Raw genomic sequence first — 21,156 nt, forward strand, 5'->3', positions numbered from 1 at the left:
TTGCTCCGCTCAGTTCTCAACAGTTTTAAAGCGAAATCAGCCTTGAGCGCTTGATGGATAAGCGCAAGCAGCTATCAATAGAGGAGTATTCCATGCCCACGCACCGCATTGCCGTTGTGGCCGGAGATGGTATTGGCAAAGAGGTCGTTCCCGAGGGGTTGCGGGTGCTCGACGCCGTGGCCCGCAAACAGGGCATCGACCTGCGATTCGACCATTTCGACTTCGCCAGTTGGGATTATTTTGAACGCCACGGCAAGATGCTGCCCGACGATTGGAAGGCGCAGATCGGCGGCCACGATGCCATCTACTTTGGCGCCGTAGGCTGGCCCGAGAAAATCCCGGATCACATCTCGCTGTGGGGCTCTCTGTTGCTGTTCAGGCGCGAGTTCGACCAGTACGTGAACCTACGCCCGGCCCGCCTCATGCCGGGCATCACGGCACCTGTGGTGCGGCGAGACGGCAGTGCGCGCCTGCCAGGTGAGATCGATATGCTCATCGTGCGTGAAAACACCGAAGGCGAATATTCCAGCATTGGCGGGCGCATGTTCGAGGGCACTCCGCGAGAGATCGTTCTGCAGGAAACCGTGATGACCCGCCATGGCGTGGACCGCGTGCTCCGCTATGCGTTTGATCTGGCGCAAGCGCGCCCGAAAAAACACCTGACCAGTGCCACCAAGTCCAACGGTATCGCCATCACCATGCCCTACTGGGACGAGCGTGTGGCCGAGATGGCGCGGCACTACCCTGAAGTACGGGTGGACAAGTTCCACATCGACATTCTGACGGCGCACTTCGTGCAGCGGCCCGATCAGTTTGATGTGGTGGTGGCCAGCAACCTGTTTGGCGACATCCTGTCGGACCTGGGGCCCGCCTGCACCGGCACGATTGGCATTGCGCCCAGCGCCAACCTCAATCCAGACCGTTTGTTCCCTTCGCTTTTTGAGCCTGTGCATGGCTCAGCGCCGGACATTGCGGGCCAGGGCATTGCCAATCCCATTGGCCAGATCTGGTGTGGAGCGCTCATGCTCGACTTTCTGGGTTACCGGGCCGCGCACGATGCGATCCTGGCCGCCATCGAAACCGTACTGGATCCCCGTGCGGACGGCCCCCGAACACCGGACCTGGGTGGTCGGGCGTCCACGCAGGATCTGGGGCGCGCCATTGCCAATGCACTGTGAAAGCGCGTTGTCAATCCGTAAAGATGCCAAGCGTGGCAGAGGTGTCAAAAAACGCACGCAAGGGCAATGGGTGCCATAAATGCGTCTAGAATTGCCCGCAACGCCGTTGCATTCCGGCCCCTTGTATTGACACCCGGAGAGTCGATGGCTTTAATCTGACACGGCGGCGCCTGCTGTGCCCACCAGTCAATCATTCGCCACCACAATGCCGCTTAAGAGCCCATTGGCGTATGGTGACCAGACCATCCAGAGACAATCCAACCATTTTTCCCGAGAGGCTTCTTGTGAACAAAACCGAACTGATTGAGCATATTGCGAACAATGCCGATATCTCCAAGGCTGCGGCTGCGCGGGCACTGGAGGCCACGATCGAAGCCGTGAAGAAGACGCTGAAAAAGGGCGGTACTGTTTCACTCGTCGGTTTTGGCACCTTTGCCGTGGGCAAGCGTGCCGCGCGCACGGGTCGCAATCCCCGTACGGGCGATGCGATTAAAATCAAGGCTGCTAAAGTTCCGAAGTTCCGTCCAGGTAAGGCATTGAAGGATGCCTTGAACTGATGGCAAGTTAACGGTGGGGTGCTTAGCTCAGTTGGTAGAGCGGCGCCCTTACAAGGCGTAGGTCGGCGGTTCGAACCCGTCAGCACCCACCACCGATGCAAAGGCGAACGAAAGTTCGCCTTTTGTTTTATGTCACAGAAAGATTGACCATGTTTGAATCCATCCGCAAGCACACCAAGATCGCTATGTTCTTGCTGTTCTTGCTGATCATTCCCTCGTTCGTGCTTGTCGGTATCGACAGTAGCTACTTCTCCGGCAGCAGCCCGGTAGTTGCCCGTGTTGATGGCCATGACATCACGCAAGCGGAATGGGATTCCGCCCACAAAATGGAGTCGGATCGCATGCGGTCGCAGCAGCCCACGATGGATGCCAAGCTGCTCGATTCACCTGAGGCGCGCTATGCCACGTTGGAGCGCATGGTGCGGGATCGCGTCCTGCAAATCGCTGCGCAGAAGATGCACCTGGCGACCAGTGACGCCCGTCTGGCTCGCAGCCTGCAGGAAATTCCGCAAATCGCGGCGCTGCGCAAGCCCGATGGCTCCTTGGACAGCGAAGGTTATCGTGCCCTGGTCGCCACCCAGGGCATGACACCGGAAGGCTTTGAAGCCACCATGCGGCGTGACCTGGCCGTGAGCCAGGTGCTCGGTGGGGTCATGAGCACCAGTTTTGCCACGGATGCGCAAACCAATGCAGCCATCGGCCCGCTGTTCCAGCAGCGCGAGATCCAGGTGGCATGGTTCAAGCCAGCCGATTTCGCCGGCCAGGTCAAACCCTCCGGCGAGCAATTGCAGGCCTACTACAAGGAGCACTCCGACCAGTTCCAGCAGGCCGAGCAGGCCACGGTGGAGTATGTAGTGCTAGACCTCGAGAGTCTGCGCGCCGGCATGGTGCTCAACGAAGACGACCTGCGCACCTACTACAAGGAAAACGCGGCGCGCATGGCCGGCAAAGAAGAGCGCCGTGCCAGCCACATCTTGATTACTGCGGGCAAGGATGCCCCAGCGGCTGAGCGCGAAAAGGCCCGCGCACGCGCCACCGAATTGCTCGAGCAGGCGCGCAAGACCCCTGGCGCCTTCGCTGATTTGGCCAAAAAGAATTCCCAGGATTCGGGGTCGGCCACACAAGGTGGTGACCTGGGCTTCTTTGCACGGGGCGCTATGGTCAAGCCCTTTGAAGATGCCGCTTTTGCCTTGAATAAAGGTGACATCAGCGATGTGGTGGAGAGCGATTTCGGGTACCACGTCATCCAACTGACGGACATCAAAGCACCGCGCACCCCCACTTTCGACGAATTGCGTCCGAGCATGGAAGCCGAGTTGAAGCAGCAGCAGGCGCAACGCAAGTTTGCTGAGGTGGCCGAGTCTTTCACCAATACGGTCTATGAGCAGTCCGATAGCCTGCAGCCTGTGGCGGACAAACTGAAGCTGAAGATCCAGACCGCTAAGGGCGTGGTACGCACGCCAGCGCTCGGAGTCGCGGGTGCCTTGGCCAACCCCAAATTCCTGGAGGCCCTGTTCTCGTCGGATTCTCTGGAGAACAAGCGCAACACCGAAGCCGTGGAGTTTGGCCCTAGCCAGATGGTTGCAGGCCGGGTTACGGAGTACACCCCAGCGCGCACACTGGCGTTCGATGAAGTGCAAACCCAGGTACGCCAGCGTTATGTCGCCGAAAAATCTGCAGAACTGGCGCGCAAGGAAGGTGAATCCAAGCGCGCAGCGTGGGCAGAGAAGGCCGGCAGCGCAACGGGCCTTTCCGCACCGACTGTGGTCGCGCGTGACCAGCCCCAAAACCAGCCACGTGCGGTGGTGGATGCCGTTTTGAGCGTTCGTGCGGACGAACTGCCTGCATGGACCGGTGTGGACATGGGCGACATGGGCTACGTGGTAGCCAAGGTCAACCGCGTACTGCCCCAGGTCACGCCCGAGCCGCAAGTCAATGCGCAGCGCCACCAGCAATACGTACAGTGGTGGTCGGAGGCCGAAGGCCTTGCCTACTATGAAACGCTCAAGCAGCGCTACAAAGCGCAGGTCAAGGTGCCACGCCCGGCACCGGCTGGCGCCGAAAAATGATGTACTAGTGCGGAAGGCATCTATTTACAGGTTATAATTTAAAGCTACGGTGGCTGTAGCTCAGTTGGTAGAGTCCAGGATTGTGATTCCTGTTGTCGTGGGTTCGAGCCCCATCAGCCACCCCAAGTAAAAGAAAAACCCGAATTTCGAAAGAAGTTCGGGTTTTTTTTGTTGGTGGTATTTGCTCAGGATTCTGCACCCCCAAAACAGGGTTGCACTCCAAGAGGGAATTGTCTTTGGATCGTGGGGATGATGCGCTTGGCCGCTGGAGCTGAGCTGCAGGCACCGCAGCCACGAGAGGGCTGCTGATGGATGGCTGGTGAAAGCCAGAAGAAGTTGACGAGCCTTACCCCCGGCACTGGCTCCACAGTTAGGGCTGCTTGGTTCCCCACCTGACCCGGTTGGCCGCTTCACCATGCGGGGAGGCCCGTCAGGGTCGATTGTACGCTGACTTGGCGTACCGTTTGAGCCCGCGGGGCTTGCGCAGCCCGTAGAATCGCCCCGATGTCTTACCTCGTGCTCGCCCGCAAGTACCGTCCGCGCAACTTCACCGAGATGGTGGGGCAGCAGCACGTGGTGCAGGCCCTGACCAACGCACTTACCCAGCAGCGGCTGCACCATGCCTACCTGTTCACGGGAACGCGGGGCGTGGGCAAGACCACGGTGTCGCGCATCCTGGCCAAGTCGCTCAATTGCCAGGGGCTGGATGGGCAAGGTGGCATCACAGCCACACCGTGCGGACAATGCCAGGCGTGCCGGGACATCGACAGCGGCCGCTTTGTGGATTACACCGAGCTGGATGCAGCTTCCAATCGGGGTGTGGACGAGGTGCAGAGCTTGCTGGAGCAAGCGGTGTACAAGCCGGTGCAAGGGCGCTTCAAGGTCTTCATGATCGATGAGGTGCACATGCTGACCAACACCGCTTTCAATGCCATGCTGAAAACGCTGGAGGAGCCGCCCGAGTACCTGAAATTTGTTTTGGCTACGACCGACCCGCAGAAGGTGCCGGTCACGGTGCTCAGCCGCTGCCTGCAGTTCAACCTGCGTCCCATGGCGCCTGAAACCGTGCGGGAGCATCTTGTGCAGGTGTTGCAGGCCGAAAACGTGGCGGCTGAACCCCAGGCATTGCGCCTGCTGGCACAGGCGGCGCGTGGCTCGATGCGCGATGCGCTGTCCCTGACCGATCAGGCCATTGCTTTTGGTTGTGGACAGATCGAAGAAGCAGCTGTGCGCCAGATGCTGGGCAGCGTGGACCGCAGCTATGTGTTCCGGCTGATGGATGCGTTGGCGCAAGGCGATGGCCGGACGGTGGTCGAAACTGTGGATGTGCTGCGCCTCAATGGCTTGTCGGCGGCCTCGACGCTGGAGGACATGGCGACCGTGCTGCAGCGCATGGCCGTGCTGCAGGCGGTTCCGGGCATGGAAGGAAGGCCGACCGACGCCGAAGACCCCGATGCTGCTGAAACGGCACGCCTGGCGGCATTGTTGCCGGCTGACGAGACCCAGTTGCTTTACAGCATCTGCCTGCATGGGCGTGGTGACCTGGGTCTGGCCCCCGACGAATATGCGGCGCTCACCATGGTGTTGCTGCGCCTGCTGGCTTTCAAGCCTGTAGGCGGCGCCCTGGAAAAAAAAACACTGTCGCAGCCTGACCGTCCCGCGTTAACGCCATCACCGGCGATTTCTACAGCACCGGTGGCCGCGCCCGCCGCTGCGCAGGGATCTGCGCCAGTCTCTGAGTACATGGTTTCAGAGGCACCAGAATATGGAGAAAAACAGGCTTTCGCGACCGCTGATAAAGCGTCGTTAGCTACTGTTTTGATAGTAAATGCTTCTTCGGTGGAGTCAACGGTAGCTGCGGCGCCCATGGCCGTGTCGGCGCTGCCTTCACCCCCAGCGCAGGTGCTGCCCGCGCGTATTGTGGAGGGCGTGGCTGCGGACGCAGGGGCGGTATCTGGGCCTGCACCTGCCGAACCAGTCCCGACCGTCGTTGCGATTCCTGTACGCCAGACGCCCGAACCGGGTGCACGCCTGCAAGCCCAGGCCAGTGGAGAAGGGCGCGGCGCTGCGGCGCGTTTCACACCGACTGAAGAGGGCGAAATATGGCACGCCACGGTGCAGCAGTTGGTCGCCAGCGAGGCGATCACCGCGCTGGTGCGCGAACTTGCTCTGCAGGCGCAATTGGTGGCCCGCGATGGTGACCACTGGCTGTTGCGCGTGGAGCGCGAATCTCTGAATCAACCGACCACGCGCGAGCGCTTGCGCGGTGCTTTGGCTGCGGCGGGCCACGCGCAGCGCATCAGCGTGGAGTTGGGTGTGGTCATCGACAGCCCCGCCCGTCGCAATGCCGCCCTTGAGAACGAACGCCAGCAGCGTGCGCTCGACATCGTCATGAACGATCCCTTCGTACAGACCATGGTGCGCGAGTTTGACGCCCGCATTGTGCCCGGCAGCATTCAGCCCCTCTGATCCCTTATTTCCCATCACGAAAGGACTCTTTCCATGTTCAACAAAGGACAACTCGCCGGTCTCATGAAGCAGGCGCAGGCCATGCAGGACAACCTCAAGAAAGCGCAGGACGAGCTGGCCCACATCGAGGTCGAAGCCGAGGCGGGCGCCGGATTGGTGAAAGTGCTGATGACCTGCAAGCACGACGTCAAGCGCGTCACCATTGATCCGAGCCTGTTGGCCGAAGACAAAGACATGCTCGAAGATTTGGTGGCTGCCGCGTTCAATGCCGCAGTGCGCAAGGCCGAGGACACCTCGGCCGAGAAGATGGGTAAGCTGACCCAGGGCATGCCCGGTTTGCCTGGCGGAATGAAATTCCCTTTTTGACGGATTCTGGTTTTCATGTCGACCACCAACGCGCTTGAGGTGCTGGTCCAGGCCCTGCGACGGCTGCCGGGGGTGGGGGTGAAGTCGGCTGCGCGCATGGCTTTCCATTTGCTGCAGCACGACCGTGCAGGGGCCCAGGTGCTGGCGCAGGCCTTGGCGCATGCGGCAGACCATGTGAAGCATTGCACGCGCTGCCATACTTTCACGGAGGCCGAGGTGTGTGATGCCTGCCTTGACCCGGGGCGTGATGCGACGCGGCTGTGCGTGGTGGAAACTCCAGCCGACCAATCGGCACTGGAGCGCACTGGGGCCTTTCAAGGGCTTTATTTTGTGCTCATGGGGCGGTTGTCGCCGCTCGATGGCGTGGGCCCAAAGGACATTGGTGTGCAAAAGCTCCTGGAGCGCGCCACCGACGGTGTGGTGCAAGAGGTCATTTTGGCCACCAATTTCACTGCCGAGGGTGAAACCACAGCCTATGTGATTGGCGAGGCGCTCAAGGCCCGTGGCCTGACCGTCACGCGCCTGGCGCGGGGGGTACCCGTGGGCAGTGAGTTGGAATACGTGGACTTGGGGACCATCGCCCATGCCTTGGCCGATCGCCGCTGATGTGCTATTGATACAATAGCTATTGCCGCTTGACAGTTAAGCGTTTGAAGCCTTTTTGAATGCCAGGAGTACAGCCATGCTGCCCCATTTCACCGTTGCCTATTGGTGCGTTTTCGTGGCGGCGATGCTGCCCTTGCTGTGTTCTGTCCTTGCCAAGCGGGGGAGCTTTGGCAAGAAGCGCTCCCAAGGCGGGTATGACAACCACGATCCGCGGACCTGGCTGGCGCAGCAATCAGGCGCCTCGGCCCGGGCCAATGCCGCGCAGGCCAACAGTTTTGAGGCGCTGCCGTTCTTCATTGGCGCCGTACTGGTGGCGCACCAGCTTGGTGCGGGACAAACGGTGCTCGACCTGTTGGCCGTGTTCTATGTGCTGCTGCGCCTGTTCTACATCATGATGTATGTGTCCGACATGCCCAGGGCGCGCAGTGCGGTCTGGGGCGTTGCTTTGTTGGTGAACATTGCCATTTTCTTTGTTGGTTATCGCTAATAAACAGTGGTGACTGGCTTGAGCCAAATCGGCGGTACGTAGTAATCCTGACGGGCTCACCCTGATGTGCTGCGCGTGGGGTTTGGGCAAAATTGCTGCATTGCACCAATTTTGAATTGCCCGCTGTGTCTTTCTCCTTTTCCCGTCGTCGCACTCTAGGGGCTGTCTCTGCCTTGGCGGTGGCCGGCCTGTTGCCGACGTTGTGGGCGCGTGCCGCCGCACCACCGGCGCGGGTGCGGGTAGCGGTCGGAGGTGGTGAGGGACAGGCGCTGCGGCATTTGCCGCTGACCGTTGCGACCCAGTTGGATTATTTTCGACCCAAGGGTGTGGATGTCACCTGGCTCTCCTACCCCAATGACGCTTTGGCTTTGCAGGCCGTGCAGGAAGGTGTGGCAGACGTGGGTGCGATGGGTTTCGAGCAGGCCCTGCGTTCCCAGGGGCGCTCACAGGCTGTGCGTTCGCTGGTGTTGCAGGCGCGGACGCCGCAATTGGTCCTGGCCGTATCGACCCGCGCATTACCCCATTACCGCACCCCCCAGGATCTGCGCCGTTGCAAGATTGGCGTGGACGAATGGGGCGGGCTTGCGCATGCAATGGCCTGCCGGGTGCTGGAGCAGGCCGGGGTAGGCATGCAGGAGGTGGGTTTCGTGGTCGTGGGCGATGGGGTTCAGGCTGTGGCGGCCCTGCGGGCCGGCAAGGTGCAGGCGCTGTGCCACGGTGCCCCGGTCCTGGCCCGGCTGGAGCGCAGCCGCGAGTTGCGTATGGTGTACGACACCCGCAGCCTGGCGGGTGCGCAGGCCGTGTTCGGCGGGAGCCTGCCCGGCAGCTGCCTGGCCGCGCTGCCGCAGTTTCTACAAACGTATCCTGCGCGGGCACAGTCGCTGGCTGATGGCGTTGTGCACGCGCTCAAGTGGCTGCAGACAGCCGCCCCAGCGGATATTGTCAAAGTGATTCCTGCGGAGTCTTTGATGGGCGACCGCCGCCTGTTTCTGGCTGCGCTGGACCGTGTGCGCGAATCCATCTCGCCCGATGGCCTAGTGCCCGAGGGAGGGGCGCTGACCGCTGCGAAAACCCTGGCCATGCTGGACCCGACCCTCGACGCCCGCCGCTCCTTGCTGGCGCGGGCTTACACGCAAGAGTTTGCGCGCAAGGCCAAGCAACAATTCAGCGCCTGATGCGCCGATACTCCTGGGTTCGGATTGTATGAACCCTTTTGCTCTTTTGCCCCTATGACGCTTCATCTCAGCATTGCTCCCCTGATCTCCCTGATTGCAGGCATCCTGGTTCTGGTGTTCCCGCGCCTGCTCAGCACCATCGTGGCGCTGTACCTGATCGCCATCGGCATCATTGGCTTGCTCGGATTGCACCAGTGGCGTCTTTAGGGCAATGCTGAACAAGTCCCTCACGCGCTGCGCATCCGTACCTCGGGCGGTCTGCGGCGTTGCAAATCCTCGCCATAGCTGCGGCTATGGCTGCGGTGTGCGCCTTGCATCCCATCCCGATGCACGGCGGCGCGCATCATCGGTGACTTATTCAGCATCGCCTTAGAGCGGCGCACAGGCGTCCCCTGGTGTCGTTTTTCGTCTGCGTGTGGGACGAAGCGCCTGACCAGGGCCTCTGAACTCAGCGACGCTTGACTTTGGACGGCTTGCCGCCCCGGCGCACGGGCGCGCTTTTGCCCGCAGTGCGCTTGCCCGCGCGGGCCTGTGTGGAAGGGCCGGTGCGAACCGGCACGAACAGCACCACCTGCTGGCCCAGCTTGAAGGCCGCATTGGCCTTGACGTCGTTCCAGTCGGCCACGCTGGCTGCGCTCACGCGGTAGCGGCGGGCAATGCTGGCGACCGATTCGTTCTTGCGTGCGCGCACCGTGGTGCGGCGCGTCACCTGTTCGGGCGTGAGCGAGATCTGGCCGTTGTCGGCCACACTTTCGGCAACGTCGGCGCGCGATGTAGTGGAGCGGGGCACGATGAGTGCCGACCCTGCCTTGATCAGCATGCGCGGCGGGATGCCGTTGAGATTGCGCAAGTCCGACTCGTCCATGGCCACCCGGCGTGCAGCTTCGGCCGTCGACATGGTCGAGGGCAGGGTCCAGACAGTCCAGCTCGCATACTGCCCCTGGTTGTAGGCCTCGAAATTGCGCTCGAAGACCTTGGCGTTGTCCCAGGGCAGCAAAATCTGCGGGGTGCCCGCAGCGAGGATCAAGGGCCGGTGCAAAGAGGGGTTCAGGGCCTTGAAATCTTCCTCGCGCACACCGGCCAGTTTGGCTGCCAGGGCCACGTCGATGTCGCGGGTGATGTCTACGGTCTGGAAGTAGGGGTGGTTTTCAATCAATGGCAGTTCGGTGCCATAGGCGTCGGGGCGGGCCACAATGTTTTTCACCGCCTGCAGCTTGGGAACATACATGCGCGTCTCGCCCGGCAGGGTCAGGTCGGTGTAGCGGGTGCCCAGGCCCGCTTTCTGGTTGCGGGCGATGGCGCGGCCCACGCTGCCTTCGCCCCAGTTGTAAGCAGCCAGGGCCAGGTGCCAGTCGCCAAACATGCCGTACAGCTTTTGCAGATAGTCCAGTGCGGCCCGCGTCGAAGCGAGTACGTCGCGTCGGTCGTCGCGGAAAGCGTTCTGCTTGAGGTCAAAATAATTGCCTGTGGCGGGCATGAACTGCCACATGCCCGCAGCCTTGGCCGTGGAGACCGCCTGCGGGTTGAAAGCGCTTTCAATGTAGGGCAGCAGCGCCAGTTCGGTCGGCATGCCCCGGCGCTCCAGTTCCTCGACGATATGGAACAGGTATTTGCGTGAGCGCTCGGTCATGCGCTGCATGTATTCGGGGCGGGTGGCATACCACTGCTCGCGGTCCTGCACCAACTCGTGCTGAAGGTCGGGCATGGCAAAGCCACGACGGATGCGGTCCCACAGGTCTGACGGCGTGAACAGCGGCATGACCTGCTGGCCCGTGGCCTGCGCTGCGGTGATGGGCCGCAGTGGGCCCGAGGGGATGATGGGGGAGAGGGGTGCTGCCGGGGCCTCGGAAGGGATTGCAGGCGTGTTGCTCGTGGTGTCCTGGGTGCCCACGGGGGTGGCGCAGCCGGTCAGCCAGAGCAGGCCTGACAGGCAGGCAATGTGCAGAAACTTCATCGGAACTCGTTTTTCCATGCGCGCAGCGCCGCCAATACAGCGACGGCATCCTGCGTGGGGGTGGATGGGTCAAAACCTGCTGCAGCCGCTGCCACGGCAGGCGTGCGGGTGCGCAGAAAGGGGTTGATCTCGCGCTCGGTGGCGATGCGCGAGGGTAGCGTAGGCAGGCCCTGTGCACGCAGCGCTTCGCAGCGGCTGCTGTAGTGGAGCAGGTCTGTGTTGCCGGGTTCCACGGCGCGGGCAAATTTCAGGTTCGAAAGTGTGTATTCATGGGCGCAGCACACCCGCGTATCGCCGGGCAGGGCTGCCAGGGCATCCAGTGATGCCAGCATCTGCGCCGGGCTGCCTTCAAACAGGCGGCCACAGCCGCCAGAAAACAGCGTGTCGCCGCAAAACAGCAGCGGCGCCCCGTCCATCTGTGGGCAATAGTAGGCAATGTGCCCGGCGGTGTGGCCCGGCACGTCGATGACGTCAAAGCCCAGGCCCAGCACTTCGACCCGGTTGCCCTGCACCAGCGGCACGAACGGGGCGGGAATGCGCTCGCGCGCCGGACCGTACACGGCAGCCCCCGTGGCTTCACGCAGCGCCTGCACACCACCGACGTGGTCGGCATGGTGGTGGGTGACTAGAATGGCCTGCAACTGCAGATTCCGTTCTTCGAGGGCCTGCAGGACAGGCTCCGACTGGCCGGGGTCGACCACCACCGCATGGCGCTCATCGTGCAGCAGCCACAGGTAGTTATCGGAGAAGGCGGGCAATGCAAGCAGGTTCATGAGCAATCAAATTATAGGTTTGCACCATTGGTTCGATTCACCGGCAGGGCGCTACGTGCTGGGATGGGAGCAGGCGCGCTTTGACGAGGCCGTTGCCGATGTCTTTGGTTACCACAGTCTGCAGCTGGGAATGCCGCTGCTCGATGGCCTGCGCGCCAACCGCATGCCGCACCGCTGGCTGGCGCTGGATGAGGCCTCGGCCCCGGGTGCGGGCCCCATTCCCGACCTGCTGAGCCATGCCGTTGCGCTGCCATTTCCGGACAACAGCCTCGATCTGGTGCTGCTGCCCCATGCGCTGGAACTGAGCCACGACCCGCACACGGCATTGCGTGAGGTGGCGCGGGTGCTCGTGCCCGAAGGGCGTGTAGTCATCACCGGGTTGAACCCGGCCAGCCTGTGGGGGCTGCGCCAGCGCCGCATTCGCTTGTATCAACGTTTGAGCGGCCGGCGAGGGCGTTCGTTTTTGCCCGATGTGAACGAGTTCATTGGCTACTGGCGCTTGCGCGACTGGCTGCGCCTGCTCAACTTCGAAGTGGACGACACCCAGTTTGGCTGCTACCGCCCGGCGGTGCGCACCGAGCAGTGGCTGGAAAAATTTTCATGGATGGACGCGGTGGGCGACCGCTGCTGGCCCATACTGGGCGCCGTCTATTTCGTGGTGGGCATCAAGCGGGTGCACGGCATGCGTTTGCTGGAACCCGCGTGGCGCGCCAGCCCACAGCGCGCTACGGCCACCATGCCGATTGCACGGCGCCACGGGAAACATTGACCGACAGGAACATTGAGTGAACCAGGTACAGATTTATACCGACGGGGCCTGCAAGGGCAACCCTGGCCCCGGCGGCTGGGGCGTTTTGATGCGCTCGGGCTCGACTGAAAAAGAGCTTTTCGGCGGCGAACTGGGCACCACCAACAACCGCATGGAATTGCTGGCAGTGATTGAGGCGCTCACCGCCCTCAAGCGCCCCTGTGCTGTCACGCTGTTTCTCGACAGCGAATACGTGCGCAAGGGCATTACGGAGTGGATCCACGGCTGGAAAGCCCGGGGCTGGCGCACCGCCGCCAAGCAGCCCGTCAAAAACGTGGAACTGTGGCAGCGCCTTGATGCACTGGTGGCACAGGGCGGCCACCAGATCGACTGGCGCTGGGTGAAGGGGCATTCGGGCGACCCCGGCAACGAGCGGGCCGATGCCCTGGCCAACTATGGTGTGGAACAGGCGTTGGGCCAGCGTTGAAGCGCTTCGGTATTTTGTAAGGGCAGGCTACAGACTGGAGCCTTTCCAGGTGTGTTGAGCCGGTTCGGGGAGTACCTACAGGTGCGCAAGGCCATGCCCGGTGCCCGCACCACCGTGGCGCACGACCAAGTGGAACGCCCTCCTATTGGTGCATAGCTAAATGCTATATAAATAATAGCTGTTGGCGCTTTGCAGTATTGCGTTAGAGCCATTTTTCATATTATTCTTGATAGCGCTGGAGCACATAGCTGCCGGGCGCGTCGCCCAGGGTGTGGGCCGTGCCCAGCGGCTTGGCGGGCCGTGGAGTGGACGAATGGGCCGCCAACCAGCCATGCCAGGCCGGCCACCAGGAACCCTCGGTTTGGGGCGCGGTGGCGGCCCAGGTGTCGGGTTCTACCCAGGTGCCGTACGCCGGGCGGGTATCCATCTGGTAGCTGCGGCGTGGGTGGCCAGGCTCGGAGATGATGCCGGCGTTGTGTCCGCCGCTGGTCAGCACGAAGGTGATTTCCGCATCGCAAAGACGGTGCAGCTTGTAGACCGAGCGCCAGGGCGACACATGGTCGCGCTGTGTGCCCACCACGAACAGGGGCAGCCGGATGTCTCCCAGTGACACCGCACGCCCTTCCACGCGGTAAGTGTGTGCCGCCAGGGCGTTTTTCAGGTACAGCGCCACCAGGTATTCGTGGTGCATGCGGGCGGGCATGCGCGTGGTGTCGGCGTTCCAGGCCATCAGATCGTTGGGCTGGTCGCGCTCGCCCAGCAGGTATTCGCGCATGCGCCGCGCCCATACCAGGTCGCGTGAGTGCAGAAACTGGAAGGACCCCGCCATCTGCTTGCCCGACAGGTAGCCCTGACCGCGCGTGATGTGGTCCAGCAGGGCGATCTGGCCTTCGTCGATGAACAGGCCCAGCTCGCCCGGCTCGGAGAAGTCGGTCTGCGCCGCCAGCAGCGTGAGTGACTGCAGGGGCGGGAATTCTTCCTGGCCCTGCACGCCGCCCTTGCGCGCCATCGCGGCGGCGGCAATGGCCAGCAGCGTGCCGCCCAGACAGTAGCCCATGGCGTGCACCGGCGTGTTGGGGGTGCTTTGTGCTCCCACGGCCTGCAGCGCATCGAACACGCCCAGGCGCAGGTAGTCATCCATGCAAAGTTCTGCATCGGCGGCGTCGGGGTTGCGCCATGACAGCATGTAGACGGTATGGCCCTGGCCCACCAGATAGCGCACCAGCGAGTTGTGGGGCGAGAGGTCGAGGATGTAGTACTTCATGATCCACGACGGCACGATCAGCACCGGCTCGGGGTGGACCCGAGGGGTTTGCGGCGCGTAGCGGATCAGCTCGATCAGTGCATTGCGAAACACCACCTTGCCCGGCGTCACGGCCACGTCGTGCCCTACGCGAAAGCGCTCGGCTTGTTCGTCCTTGTCCGGTGTGGGCATGCCCGTGGCATCTGCCAGCCAGTGCTGCAACCCCTTGCGCAGGTGCGCACCGCCTGATTCGAGCACGTCGCGCTGCACCACCGGGTTGGTGGTGGGCATGTTGGCTGGCGAAAGCATGTCCAGCCACTGCCGCGCAAAGAACTGGGTCAGGTCGGTGTGGTGCGCCGTCATGCCGGGCACCTGGGCAGCTTCGCGCCAAAACGCTTCGGTGTTGTGAAAACCTGTGCGCATTTGGTTGAAAGGCCATTGGGACCAGGCGGGGTGCCGAAAGCGCGGGTCTTCGTCGGGCGGGGCCGACTCGTCGGTGGTGCTGGTCACGGCCGAGCGCAGGGTGTCACCAGCGAGCCGGGTGGCCAGCGCTGCCAGCTCCAGCTGACGGCCTGGTGACAGCGCCAGATGCCAGGCCCAGTCCGCCGTGGCCAGGCCCAGCGATACCGGCGACAGCCCGCCTGTGAGGGGAGCGATGGCCGCCTGCGTCAGCCGGTCGAGTTTTTGGGTCGGGGTCTCCGTGGCAGGCGCGGTGTACTGGCCGGGGAGGGGGGGCGTGGGAGTAGTGCGTTGGGCCATGGTGTGTCGGGATGGGTTGAGTCCTGTCTCCATGATAGGTCGTGGCCCCTCCATTTATGCGATACGTGACTTGCCGCAAGGGGTGCGGAATGAGGGCTTCTATGATGGCCCTATCGTTGTTGCGCAAGGAGGGCCCATGAATACGCTCACCAAGATGGCCCTGGGCCTGATCGGGCAGTTGCGCCCCGAGGCCCCCACCGGCGATGGCAGCCCGGCTTTGCTGCTGCCGCCACCCGACAGGGCGGGCGGCGTGCCGCTGATGCAGGCGCTGGCACGGCGCCAGTCGGCGCGCACTTTTGACCCGGCTGCGTTGCCGCTGCAAACCCTCTCCGACCTGCTGTGGGCCGCGGCCGGCATCAACCGCGCCGACCACGCAGGCCGCACCACCCCCAGCGCCCTGAACGCCCAGGAGATCGATGTGTACGTCGCCCTGCCCGAGGGTCTGTACCGCTACGACCCCGTGGCCCACACCCTGCAGCGCGTGGTGGCGGCCGACGTGCGGCGTGTGACGGGCTACCAGGACTTCGTGGACACCGCGCCGCTTGACCTGGTGTATGTGGCCGACCATGCGCGCATGAAACTCGTGCCTGCGGCGCAGCGTGAATCCTATGCCTCGGTGGCGGCCGGTGCCATGGCGCAAAACGTCTACCTGTATTGCGCAAGCGCGGGCCTGTCCACCGTGATTCGGGCCTGGATCGACCGCCAGGCACTGGCCCAGGCCATGTCCCTGGGTACCGACCAGCAGATATTGCTGTCGCAGACCGTGGGGGCCAGCGCACCATGAGCGCCGTGTTCGATCTGCTGCGCCTGTCCACCGTGTCGCTCGACGTGGCGGCAGCCCACCGGGGCACGGCCCAGGGCATTGCCCAGCTGCAGCAGCGGCGCCTGGCGCAGTTGCTCGACGTGGCACTGCGCGAATCGCGCCTGTACCAGGAACTGCTGCCCCCGGGCTGCAGCGCCCGCACGCCGCTGCAGCAACTGCCCGTGGTCACGCGCGGCCAGCTCATGGAGCGCTTTGACGACTGGGTGACCGATCCGCGCCTCAAGCTCGACGAACTGCGCGCCTTTACCGCCGACCCCGAACGCATTGCCGAACCCTGGCTGGGCCGCTACATGGTGTGGGAAAGCTCGGGCACCACCGGCCAGCCCGGCATGTTTGTGCAAGACGCGCAGGCCATGGCCGTGTACGACGCGCTGGAAGCCCTGCGCCGCAGCGCACCGCGTCCGCTGGCGCACTGGATGGACCCGTTGCAACTGGCCGAGCGCTATGCCTTTGTGGGCGCCACGGGCGGGCATTTCGCCAGCCTGGTCTCGCTGCGGCGCCTGTGCGGTATCAACCCCTGGCTGGCTGCCAGCACGCGCAGCTTTTCCATCCAGGCGCCCACGGCCGAACTGGTGCAGTCCCTCAACGACTTTGCACCCAGCGTGCTCATCACCTACCCGACCGTGGCGGCCTTGCTGGCCGATGAAGCGTGCGCCGGTCGCCTGCGCATTGCCCCGCGCGAGGTCTGGACCGGTGGCGAAACCCTGGGACCCACCGTGCGCGCCCACATCGAGCGCAGCCTGGACTGTGCGCTGCGCAACAGCTATGGGGCCTCGGAGTTCCTGGCCATGGGCTGGGAGTGCCAGAACGGCCACATGCACCTCAATGCCGACTGGGTCATCCTGGAGCCCGTGGACGAACGCTACCGGCCGGTGCCACCGGGCGAGCCGCCTTACGCCGTGCTGCTGACCAACCTGGCCAACACGGTGCAGCCCCTGATCCGCTACGAACTGGGCGACCATGTCACCGTGCACGCCGAACCGTGCACCTGCGGCTCGCCCTTGCCCATGATCACGGTGCGCGGTCGCCAGGACGATCCGCTGCACATGGCGGGACGGCACGGCGGCACGGTCACGCTGCTGCCCCTCGCGCTGACGGCTGTGCTGGAAGATGTTGCGGGGGTGTTCGACTTTCACCTGCGCCAGCTGGACGACCACAGCCTGGCGCTGCGCCTGCCCCTGCACGGCGAGGAAGGCCGCGCCGCCATGGCGCGCTGCCGTGCCGCCCTCAAGGCCTTTGCGCTCGCCCAAGGGCTGGCGCCCTTGCAGGTAAAGGCCGAACTGGGCCAGCCCGTGCCGCGTGGGCGCAGCGGCAAAGCCTGCCGCATCGTGGCCTGCACGGCCCCCGGCACCCCGTAATTCTGTTTCCAAATCATTCGTGTCTAGGCGCGAAGCCGCAGACAGTGCTGTAGCACGGCAAGGCGAAGCAACAACGACACGGATGATTTAGAAATGGAATAAGCAGGTTCTAAAAGGCCCGCGCCAATGCGCCCGTCAGGCTCTCCAGGGCGGCCGGGTTCAGCACCGTCCAGTGGCGGCGCTCGCCCTGCACCCAGCGGCGTGACTGCCATTGCGACAACAGACGGCTGAGGGTTTCCGCACGAATGCCCAGGTGGGCGGCCACCTGCCGCTGGGTGCCCGGCAGCTCCAGCCGGGTGCCCTGGTCGGCCGACAGGCGCAGCAGGCAGGCGGCCAACCTTTGCGGCGCACTGCTGACCGTAAGCCATTCCACCTCATTGATGTAGTGGTAGAGCCTGCGGCTCAGGTCTTGCAGCAGGCACAAACCCAGGGCAGAGTGGGCTTCGCAGGCACACTGCAGGGCGCAGCGGCACAGGCGCCAGGCAGCGGTGGTGCCCACGCTGCGCGCCTGCATGGGGTAGCGCCCATGGGCCATGAACATGGCCACCTCGGCCACGCACTGGCCCGGCCCAAAGCGGTGAAACACCCGCTCATCGCCATCGCAGCCAAAGCGCACCACCTCCACATGGCCCTGCACCACGAGAAACCAGTGGCGGGCAGCGTCGCCTTCGTGGAAAACCACTTCACCCGGGTGGAATGAATGCAAGTCGGCTTGCTGGCACATGGCCTGCAGCACAGCGGCTGGCAGGTCTTGGAACAAGGGGTGCGCCGCCAGGATGGATTGGGGCGTGGCGGGAGAAACGTTGATAAATGTCATTGCCGGATACCGGTGGTTTCAAGGATGATATTGCAAATGCGAATGAATCCCAATAAGTTTTGTATGAATCCTAAAACCCATCGTTTCCCTTTGCGAGCCACCGCCAGCGCTGTGATGGTCGCCGCCCTCGGCACGCCTGCTCTGGCGCAAGAGGGCATGGCGCTGCCATCCGTCACCGTGCAGTCCACCCGCGCCAGCGCCACGGTGCCTCTGCGCAGCACCGTGCAGGCCGAACGCGAAAAACTGGACAAAGTGCCCGGCGGCACCAACCTGGCCGAGCCGCAGAAAGAAGCGCGCCTGGCCACGCTGCGCGATGCGCTGGACTACCAGCCCGGCATCGTGCTGCAGGACTTTTTTGGTGGCACCGACCAGCCGCGCCTGGGCATTCGTGGCTCGGGCATCCAGAGCAACCCGGTGAACCGGGGCGTGCTGCTGCTGCAGGACGGCTTGCCGCTCAACGAGGCCGATGGCTCCTTCATCATCGGCCTGATCGAACCGCGCAACGCGGCCCTGGTCAGCGCGCGGCGCGGCGCCAACGCCACGTCGCCCAGCGCCACCATGCTGGGTGGCGAGCTGGACTTTGTGTCGATGACCGGTGCCGACGAGCGCGGCCGGGTGCGTGCTGAATACGGCAGCTTTGGCCGCCAGGGCTTACAGGCTGCGGTGGGAGGTGTGGGCGAGAGGGTCGATGGCCGGGTGTCCGTCAGCAGTGACCGCTACGACGGCTACCGCCACCACTCGGCCTCGCGGCGCGACAGCGTGCAGGCCAATGTGGGTTTTCAGGGCGATGGCAGTTTCGAGAACCGCACCTACCTGGGCTGGACCGACCTGGCCTTCCAGATCCCCAACGTGGTGCCCAAGGACCGCATCGAATCGGACCCGCGCGGCGTGATGGGCGATGGCGCCACCCCGCAGGACCAGTTGCTCAACGTCTACAAGCGCGACCCGCGCCGCGCTGCCACGCAACTGCGCCTGGCCAACCGCTCGCGCTGGGGCAGCGACACCCTGCGCCAGGAAGTGGGCGTGTACTGGCAAGACACGGACGACCTGTTCAACAACATGACCAGCCACACCGTCACCCACAGCCGCACCGCTGGCGCGCAGTGGCAGGCGACCGGGCGCCCCGCAGGCCGTGATGGCGCCCTGGGCTGGCGCACGGCTTTGTCGTGGGCCGACAGTGCCATGCAGCGCGACCTGTACGCCACCAACCCGGCCAATGGCCAGCAAATGCAGCGCTTTGGCAGCTATGACCTGGGTGCCCAAAACCTGCAGGCCCTGGCGGCGACCGACTGGCGCCTGGCGCCGGGCTGGACGCTGCTGGGCAGCGTGCAATGGAGCCATCTCACGCGCGATGCGCAAAGCCGCAGCAGCGCCGCGCAGCTCGACCAGGACTGGAGCTTTGCCACGCCCAAGATTGGTGTGAACTGGGCTGCCACGCCCACCACGCGCCTGTGGGCCAACCTGAGCCGCAGCCACGAGGCGCCCACCTTCTGGGAAATCGTCAGCGCCACCGTGGCACCCAATAGCCCGGCCACGGCCCAGGCCGAACTGGTGCGCCTGAAGATGCAGCGCGCCACCACCTTCGAACTCGGCGGTGCCGGTCGCTGGGGCGAGGGCGCCCATGCCGTGCACTGGACGGCCGCTGTGTACCGCAGCGTGCTGGCCGACGAGTTGATCTCGACGACCGACGCCAACGGCATCAAGGTGGGCACGTACAACTATGCGGGCGGCACGCGCCACCAGGGCGTGGAGCTGGGCCTCTCGGGCAGCCAGCGCGTGGGCACGGGCGCGCTCGACGTCCGTGCCAGCTGGACCTACAGCGACTTCCGCTTTCGCGGCGGTGAGTACGCGGGCAAGCAGATTGCCGGTGTGCCGCGCCAGCTCATCAATGCCGAAGTGCTCTACCGCATGGGCGCCTGGCGCTTCGGCCCCAATGTGCGCTGGATGCCCGTCAGTACGCCCACCGACCATGCCAACACGCCCGGTGCCGAGCAAGACGCTTACGCGCTGCTGGGCCTCAAGCTCGAATGGCGCGATGGACCCTTGGCGCTGTATGTGCAGGCCGACAACGTGACCGACCGGCGCTATGCCAGCGCCTACGCCATCCGCAACCAGGCCACCGCAGCGCAGCCGGGCTACTTGCAGGGCCTGGGCCGCAGCTTCACGGCAGGCCTGAGCTACCAGTTCTGAGGGCCCGCCATGCTGCCATCCCTGCCTGTGCCGACCCTCTCACGCCGCCAGGTGCTGGCGGCGCTGGCCGCCTCCGGCCTGCCCGCTGTGGCGTGTTCTGCCCCGCGCCTGCCGCGCATCACCCTGTCGGGCCCTCCGGCGATTGTGTCGGCGCCCTTGATCCACATGGCCGAGACCCATGCGTTGGCGGGTGTGGCGGGCGAAACCGCTTTTGTGTCGTGGCGCGACCCCGACCAACTGCGCATGATGGCCATGGGCGGCAAGGCCGACGTGCTGGCCATGCCCAGCAACGTGGCCGCCAACCTGTTCAACCGGGGCGCGGGCGTCACGCTGCTCAACATCTCGACCTGGGGCGCGCTGTGGCTTGTGACGCGCGATGCCCACCGCAAGGCGCTGGCCGACTACCGGGGCGAGGAAATTGCCGTGCCCTTCCGGGGCGACATGCCCGACATCGTGCTGCAGCTGCTGGCCGCGAAGCAGGGGCTGGATCTGCACAAGGATTTTCGCGTGCGCTACGTGCCCACGCCCATGGAGGCCATGCAGTTGCTCATCACGCGCCGTGTCTCGCATGCGCTGCTGGCCGAGCCCGCCGTATCGCTGGCGCTGCGCAAAACCAAGTCCTTCCCCATCGGCCTGATCGCGCCCGAGTTGCACCGGGGTGCCGACCTGCAGCAGGAGTGGGGGCGTCTTTTTGAGCGCAAACCCCGCTTGCCGCAGGCGGGTATCGCTGCCGTGGGCACGGTGCGCCAGCAGCCCGAGGTTCTGGCTGCCGTGGCCAACGCCTATGCCCAGTCGCTCGCCTGGTGCCGCGCACACCCCCTGGAGTGCGGCGCCATGATGGCCCAACACATTGACCTGCTCATCCCCGAGGCCGTGGCCGACGCCATTGCCGTGAGCCAGCTCGATGCGGTGCCTGCCGCCGCAGCGCGCCCCGAGCTGGAGTTCTTCTTCGGCCAGTTGATGGTGCGCAACCCGGCGCTGGTGGGCGGCAAGCTGCCTGCCAGCGCGTTCTACGGGATGACCTAGCTGCGGCGGGCACACCTTCGTATTCCTTTTCGTTGTTTTTCATTGTTTGTCCCCGGCAGCCGCCGCCACCT

At 64.2% G+C, this 21,156-nt stretch carries 19 protein-coding genes, 2 tRNA genes and 1 other RNA gene; 17 read left to right on the forward strand and 5 right to left on the reverse strand.

From position 1 onward, the window contains the following. Positions 1-92: 92 nt before the first annotated feature. The 5 genes from C8D04_RS01925 (at position 93) to C8D04_RS01945 (ending at position 3,929) form a co-directional block, all read left to right on the forward strand. On the forward strand, positions 93-1,178 hold the full coding sequence (locus C8D04_RS01925) for a tartrate dehydrogenase (protein WP_116003355.1): 1,086 nt from the start codon (positions 93-95) through the stop codon (positions 1,176-1,178). Positions 1,179-1,462: 284 nt separating this feature from the next. Next, positions 1,463-1,735, forward strand: a complete 273-nt coding sequence (locus C8D04_RS01930) for an HU family DNA-binding protein (protein ID WP_116003356.1) — start codon at positions 1,463-1,465, stop codon at positions 1,733-1,735. Positions 1,736-1,751: 16 nt separating this feature from the next. Further along, positions 1,752-1,827, forward strand: a tRNA-Val gene (locus tag C8D04_RS01935). A 57-nt stretch (positions 1,828-1,884) separates the two neighbouring features. Then, positions 1,885-3,804: a SurA N-terminal domain-containing protein gene (locus C8D04_RS01940; RefSeq protein WP_116003357.1), complete on the forward strand. Its 1,920-nt coding sequence runs from the start codon at positions 1,885-1,887 to the stop codon at positions 3,802-3,804. A gap of 49 nt (positions 3,805-3,853) precedes the next feature. Further along, a tRNA-His gene (locus tag C8D04_RS01945) sits at positions 3,854-3,929 on the forward strand. A 210-nt stretch (positions 3,930-4,139) separates the two neighbouring features. On the opposite strand, the gene ffs is transcribed toward C8D04_RS01945, so the two are convergent. Further along, positions 4,140-4,236: signal recognition particle sRNA small type (gene ffs, locus C8D04_RS01950), an RNA gene on the reverse strand. Positions 4,237-4,308: 72 nt separating this feature from the next. On the opposite strand from ffs, the gene dnaX reads away from it, so the two are divergent. The 6 genes from dnaX (at position 4,309) to C8D04_RS01980 (ending at position 9,114) form a co-directional block, all read left to right on the forward strand. Next, positions 4,309-6,273, forward strand: a complete 1,965-nt coding sequence (dnaX, locus tag C8D04_RS01955) for a DNA polymerase III subunit gamma/tau (RefSeq protein ID WP_116003358.1) — start codon at positions 4,309-4,311, stop codon at positions 6,271-6,273. A 33-nt stretch (positions 6,274-6,306) separates the two neighbouring features. Then, the gene (locus C8D04_RS01960; RefSeq protein ID WP_116003359.1) at positions 6,307-6,639 is read left to right on the forward strand and encodes a YbaB/EbfC family nucleoid-associated protein; all 333 of its coding nucleotides are present in this window, start codon (positions 6,307-6,309) and stop codon (positions 6,637-6,639) included. Positions 6,640-6,654: 15 nt separating this feature from the next. Further along, the gene (gene recR / locus C8D04_RS01965) at positions 6,655-7,245 is read left to right on the forward strand and encodes a recombination mediator RecR (protein WP_116003360.1); all 591 of its coding nucleotides are present in this window, start codon (positions 6,655-6,657) and stop codon (positions 7,243-7,245) included. Between the two features lie 76 nt (positions 7,246-7,321). After that, positions 7,322-7,732, forward strand: coding sequence for an MAPEG family protein (locus C8D04_RS01970; RefSeq protein ID WP_116003361.1), 411 nt, complete (start codon positions 7,322-7,324; stop codon positions 7,730-7,732). 125 nt (positions 7,733-7,857) lie between these two features. Further along, on the forward strand, positions 7,858-8,907 hold the full coding sequence (locus C8D04_RS01975) for an ABC transporter substrate-binding protein (protein WP_116005959.1): 1,050 nt from the start codon (positions 7,858-7,860) through the stop codon (positions 8,905-8,907). Between the two features lie 54 nt (positions 8,908-8,961). Next, positions 8,962-9,114 carry a DUF3096 domain-containing protein gene (locus C8D04_RS01980; RefSeq protein ID WP_116003362.1) on the forward strand — a complete coding sequence of 51 codons (153 nt, stop codon included), beginning with the start codon at positions 8,962-8,964 and terminating at the stop codon, positions 9,112-9,114. Between the two features lie 241 nt (positions 9,115-9,355). Here C8D04_RS01980 and C8D04_RS01985 read toward each other — a convergent pair whose 3' ends face one another. Together C8D04_RS01985 and gloB are read right to left on the reverse strand one after the other, a co-directional pair. Continuing rightward, positions 9,356-10,861, reverse strand: coding sequence for a transglycosylase SLT domain-containing protein (locus tag C8D04_RS01985; RefSeq protein WP_116003363.1), 1,506 nt, complete (start codon positions 10,859-10,861; stop codon positions 9,356-9,358). Next, positions 10,858-11,634 carry a hydroxyacylglutathione hydrolase gene (gene gloB / locus C8D04_RS01990; protein WP_116003364.1) on the reverse strand — a complete coding sequence of 259 codons (777 nt, stop codon included), beginning with the start codon at positions 11,632-11,634 and terminating at the stop codon, positions 10,858-10,860. The genes C8D04_RS01985 and gloB overlap by 4 nt, the downstream gene beginning before the upstream one ends. Here gloB and C8D04_RS01995 point away from each other — a divergent pair. Both C8D04_RS01995 and rnhA read left to right on the forward strand, forming a co-directional pair. Next, complete coding sequence (locus C8D04_RS01995) at positions 11,633-12,403, forward strand: methyltransferase domain-containing protein (RefSeq protein ID WP_116003365.1); 771 nt, start codon at positions 11,633-11,635, stop codon at positions 12,401-12,403. The genes gloB and C8D04_RS01995 overlap by 2 nt on opposite strands. Positions 12,404-12,419: 16 nt before the next feature. Next, a complete protein-coding gene (gene rnhA / locus C8D04_RS02000; protein ID WP_116003366.1) occupies positions 12,420-12,869 on the forward strand; it encodes a ribonuclease HI in 450 nt (149 codons plus the stop codon). Between the two features lie 220 nt (positions 12,870-13,089). Here the strand turns inward: rnhA and C8D04_RS02005 are convergent, their stop codons facing one another. Then, a complete protein-coding gene (locus C8D04_RS02005; protein WP_116003367.1) occupies positions 13,090-14,871 on the reverse strand; it encodes an alpha/beta fold hydrolase in 1,782 nt (593 codons plus the stop codon). 136 nt (positions 14,872-15,007) lie between these two features. On the opposite strand from C8D04_RS02005, the gene C8D04_RS02010 reads away from it, so the two are divergent. Beyond that, positions 15,008-15,655: a SagB/ThcOx family dehydrogenase gene (locus C8D04_RS02010; protein WP_116003368.1), complete on the forward strand. Its 648-nt coding sequence runs from the start codon at positions 15,008-15,010 to the stop codon at positions 15,653-15,655. Continuing rightward, the gene (locus C8D04_RS02015; protein WP_116003369.1) at positions 15,652-17,052 is read left to right on the forward strand and encodes a phenylacetate--CoA ligase family protein; all 1,401 of its coding nucleotides are present in this window, start codon (positions 15,652-15,654) and stop codon (positions 17,050-17,052) included. The genes C8D04_RS02010 and C8D04_RS02015 overlap by 4 nt, the downstream gene beginning before the upstream one ends. A gap of 109 nt (positions 17,053-17,161) precedes the next feature. On the opposite strand, the gene C8D04_RS02020 is transcribed toward C8D04_RS02015, so the two are convergent. Continuing rightward, entirely contained in the window at positions 17,162-17,869 is a 708-nt protein-coding gene (locus tag C8D04_RS02020) for a Crp/Fnr family transcriptional regulator (protein WP_116003370.1), read from the reverse strand. A 63-nt stretch (positions 17,870-17,932) separates the two neighbouring features. On the opposite strand from C8D04_RS02020, the gene C8D04_RS02025 reads away from it, so the two are divergent. Both C8D04_RS02025 and C8D04_RS02030 read left to right on the forward strand, forming a co-directional pair. Further along, a complete protein-coding gene (locus C8D04_RS02025; protein WP_116003371.1) occupies positions 17,933-20,059 on the forward strand; it encodes a TonB-dependent receptor in 2,127 nt (708 codons plus the stop codon). A 9-nt stretch (positions 20,060-20,068) separates the two neighbouring features. Continuing rightward, the gene (locus tag C8D04_RS02030) at positions 20,069-21,085 is read left to right on the forward strand and encodes an MqnA/MqnD/SBP family protein (RefSeq protein ID WP_116003372.1); all 1,017 of its coding nucleotides are present in this window, start codon (positions 20,069-20,071) and stop codon (positions 21,083-21,085) included. Positions 21,086-21,156: the final 71 nt, after the last annotated feature.

This window comes from Simplicispira sp. 125 (assembly GCF_003096555.1).
Classification (GTDB): Bacteria; Pseudomonadota; Gammaproteobacteria; order Burkholderiales; family Burkholderiaceae_C; genus Simplicispira.

Bases quoted from the DNA above. Each gene is read 5' to 3' on its own strand.
- C8D04_RS01970 (WP_116003361.1), top strand. From the start codon at position 7,322: ATGCTGCCCCATTTCACCGTTGCCTATTGGTGCGTTTTCGTGGCGGCG.
- C8D04_RS01960 (WP_116003359.1), top strand. From the start codon at position 6,307: ATGTTCAACAAAGGACAACTCGCCGGTCTCATGAAGCAGGCGCAGGCC.
- C8D04_RS01995 (WP_116003365.1), top strand. From the start codon at position 11,633: ATGAGCAATCAAATTATAGGTTTGCACCATTGGTTCGATTCACCGGCA.
- C8D04_RS02005 (WP_116003367.1), bottom strand. From the start codon at position 14,871: ATGGCCCAACGCACTACTCCCACGCCCCCCCTCCCCGGCCAGTACACC.
- C8D04_RS02015 (WP_116003369.1), top strand. From the start codon at position 15,652: ATGAGCGCCGTGTTCGATCTGCTGCGCCTGTCCACCGTGTCGCTCGAC.
- C8D04_RS02020 (WP_116003370.1), bottom strand. From the start codon at position 17,869: ATGACATTTATCAACGTTTCTCCCGCCACGCCCCAATCCATCCTGGCG.
- gloB (WP_116003364.1), bottom strand. From the start codon at position 11,634: ATGAACCTGCTTGCATTGCCCGCCTTCTCCGATAACTACCTGTGGCTG.
- C8D04_RS01940 (WP_116003357.1), top strand. From the start codon at position 1,885: ATGTTTGAATCCATCCGCAAGCACACCAAGATCGCTATGTTCTTGCTG.
- C8D04_RS01980 (WP_116003362.1), top strand. From the start codon at position 8,962: ATGACGCTTCATCTCAGCATTGCTCCCCTGATCTCCCTGATTGCAGGC.
- dnaX (WP_116003358.1), top strand. From the start codon at position 4,309: ATGTCTTACCTCGTGCTCGCCCGCAAGTACCGTCCGCGCAACTTCACC.
- C8D04_RS02025 (WP_116003371.1), top strand. From the start codon at position 17,933: ATGAATCCTAAAACCCATCGTTTCCCTTTGCGAGCCACCGCCAGCGCT.
- C8D04_RS02030 (WP_116003372.1), top strand. From the start codon at position 20,069: ATGCTGCCATCCCTGCCTGTGCCGACCCTCTCACGCCGCCAGGTGCTG.
- C8D04_RS01925 (WP_116003355.1), top strand. From the start codon at position 93: ATGCCCACGCACCGCATTGCCGTTGTGGCCGGAGATGGTATTGGCAAA.
- recR (WP_116003360.1), top strand. From the start codon at position 6,655: ATGTCGACCACCAACGCGCTTGAGGTGCTGGTCCAGGCCCTGCGACGG.
- C8D04_RS02010 (WP_116003368.1), top strand. From the start codon at position 15,008: ATGAATACGCTCACCAAGATGGCCCTGGGCCTGATCGGGCAGTTGCGC.
- C8D04_RS01985 (WP_116003363.1), bottom strand. From the start codon at position 10,861: ATGAAGTTTCTGCACATTGCCTGCCTGTCAGGCCTGCTCTGGCTGACC.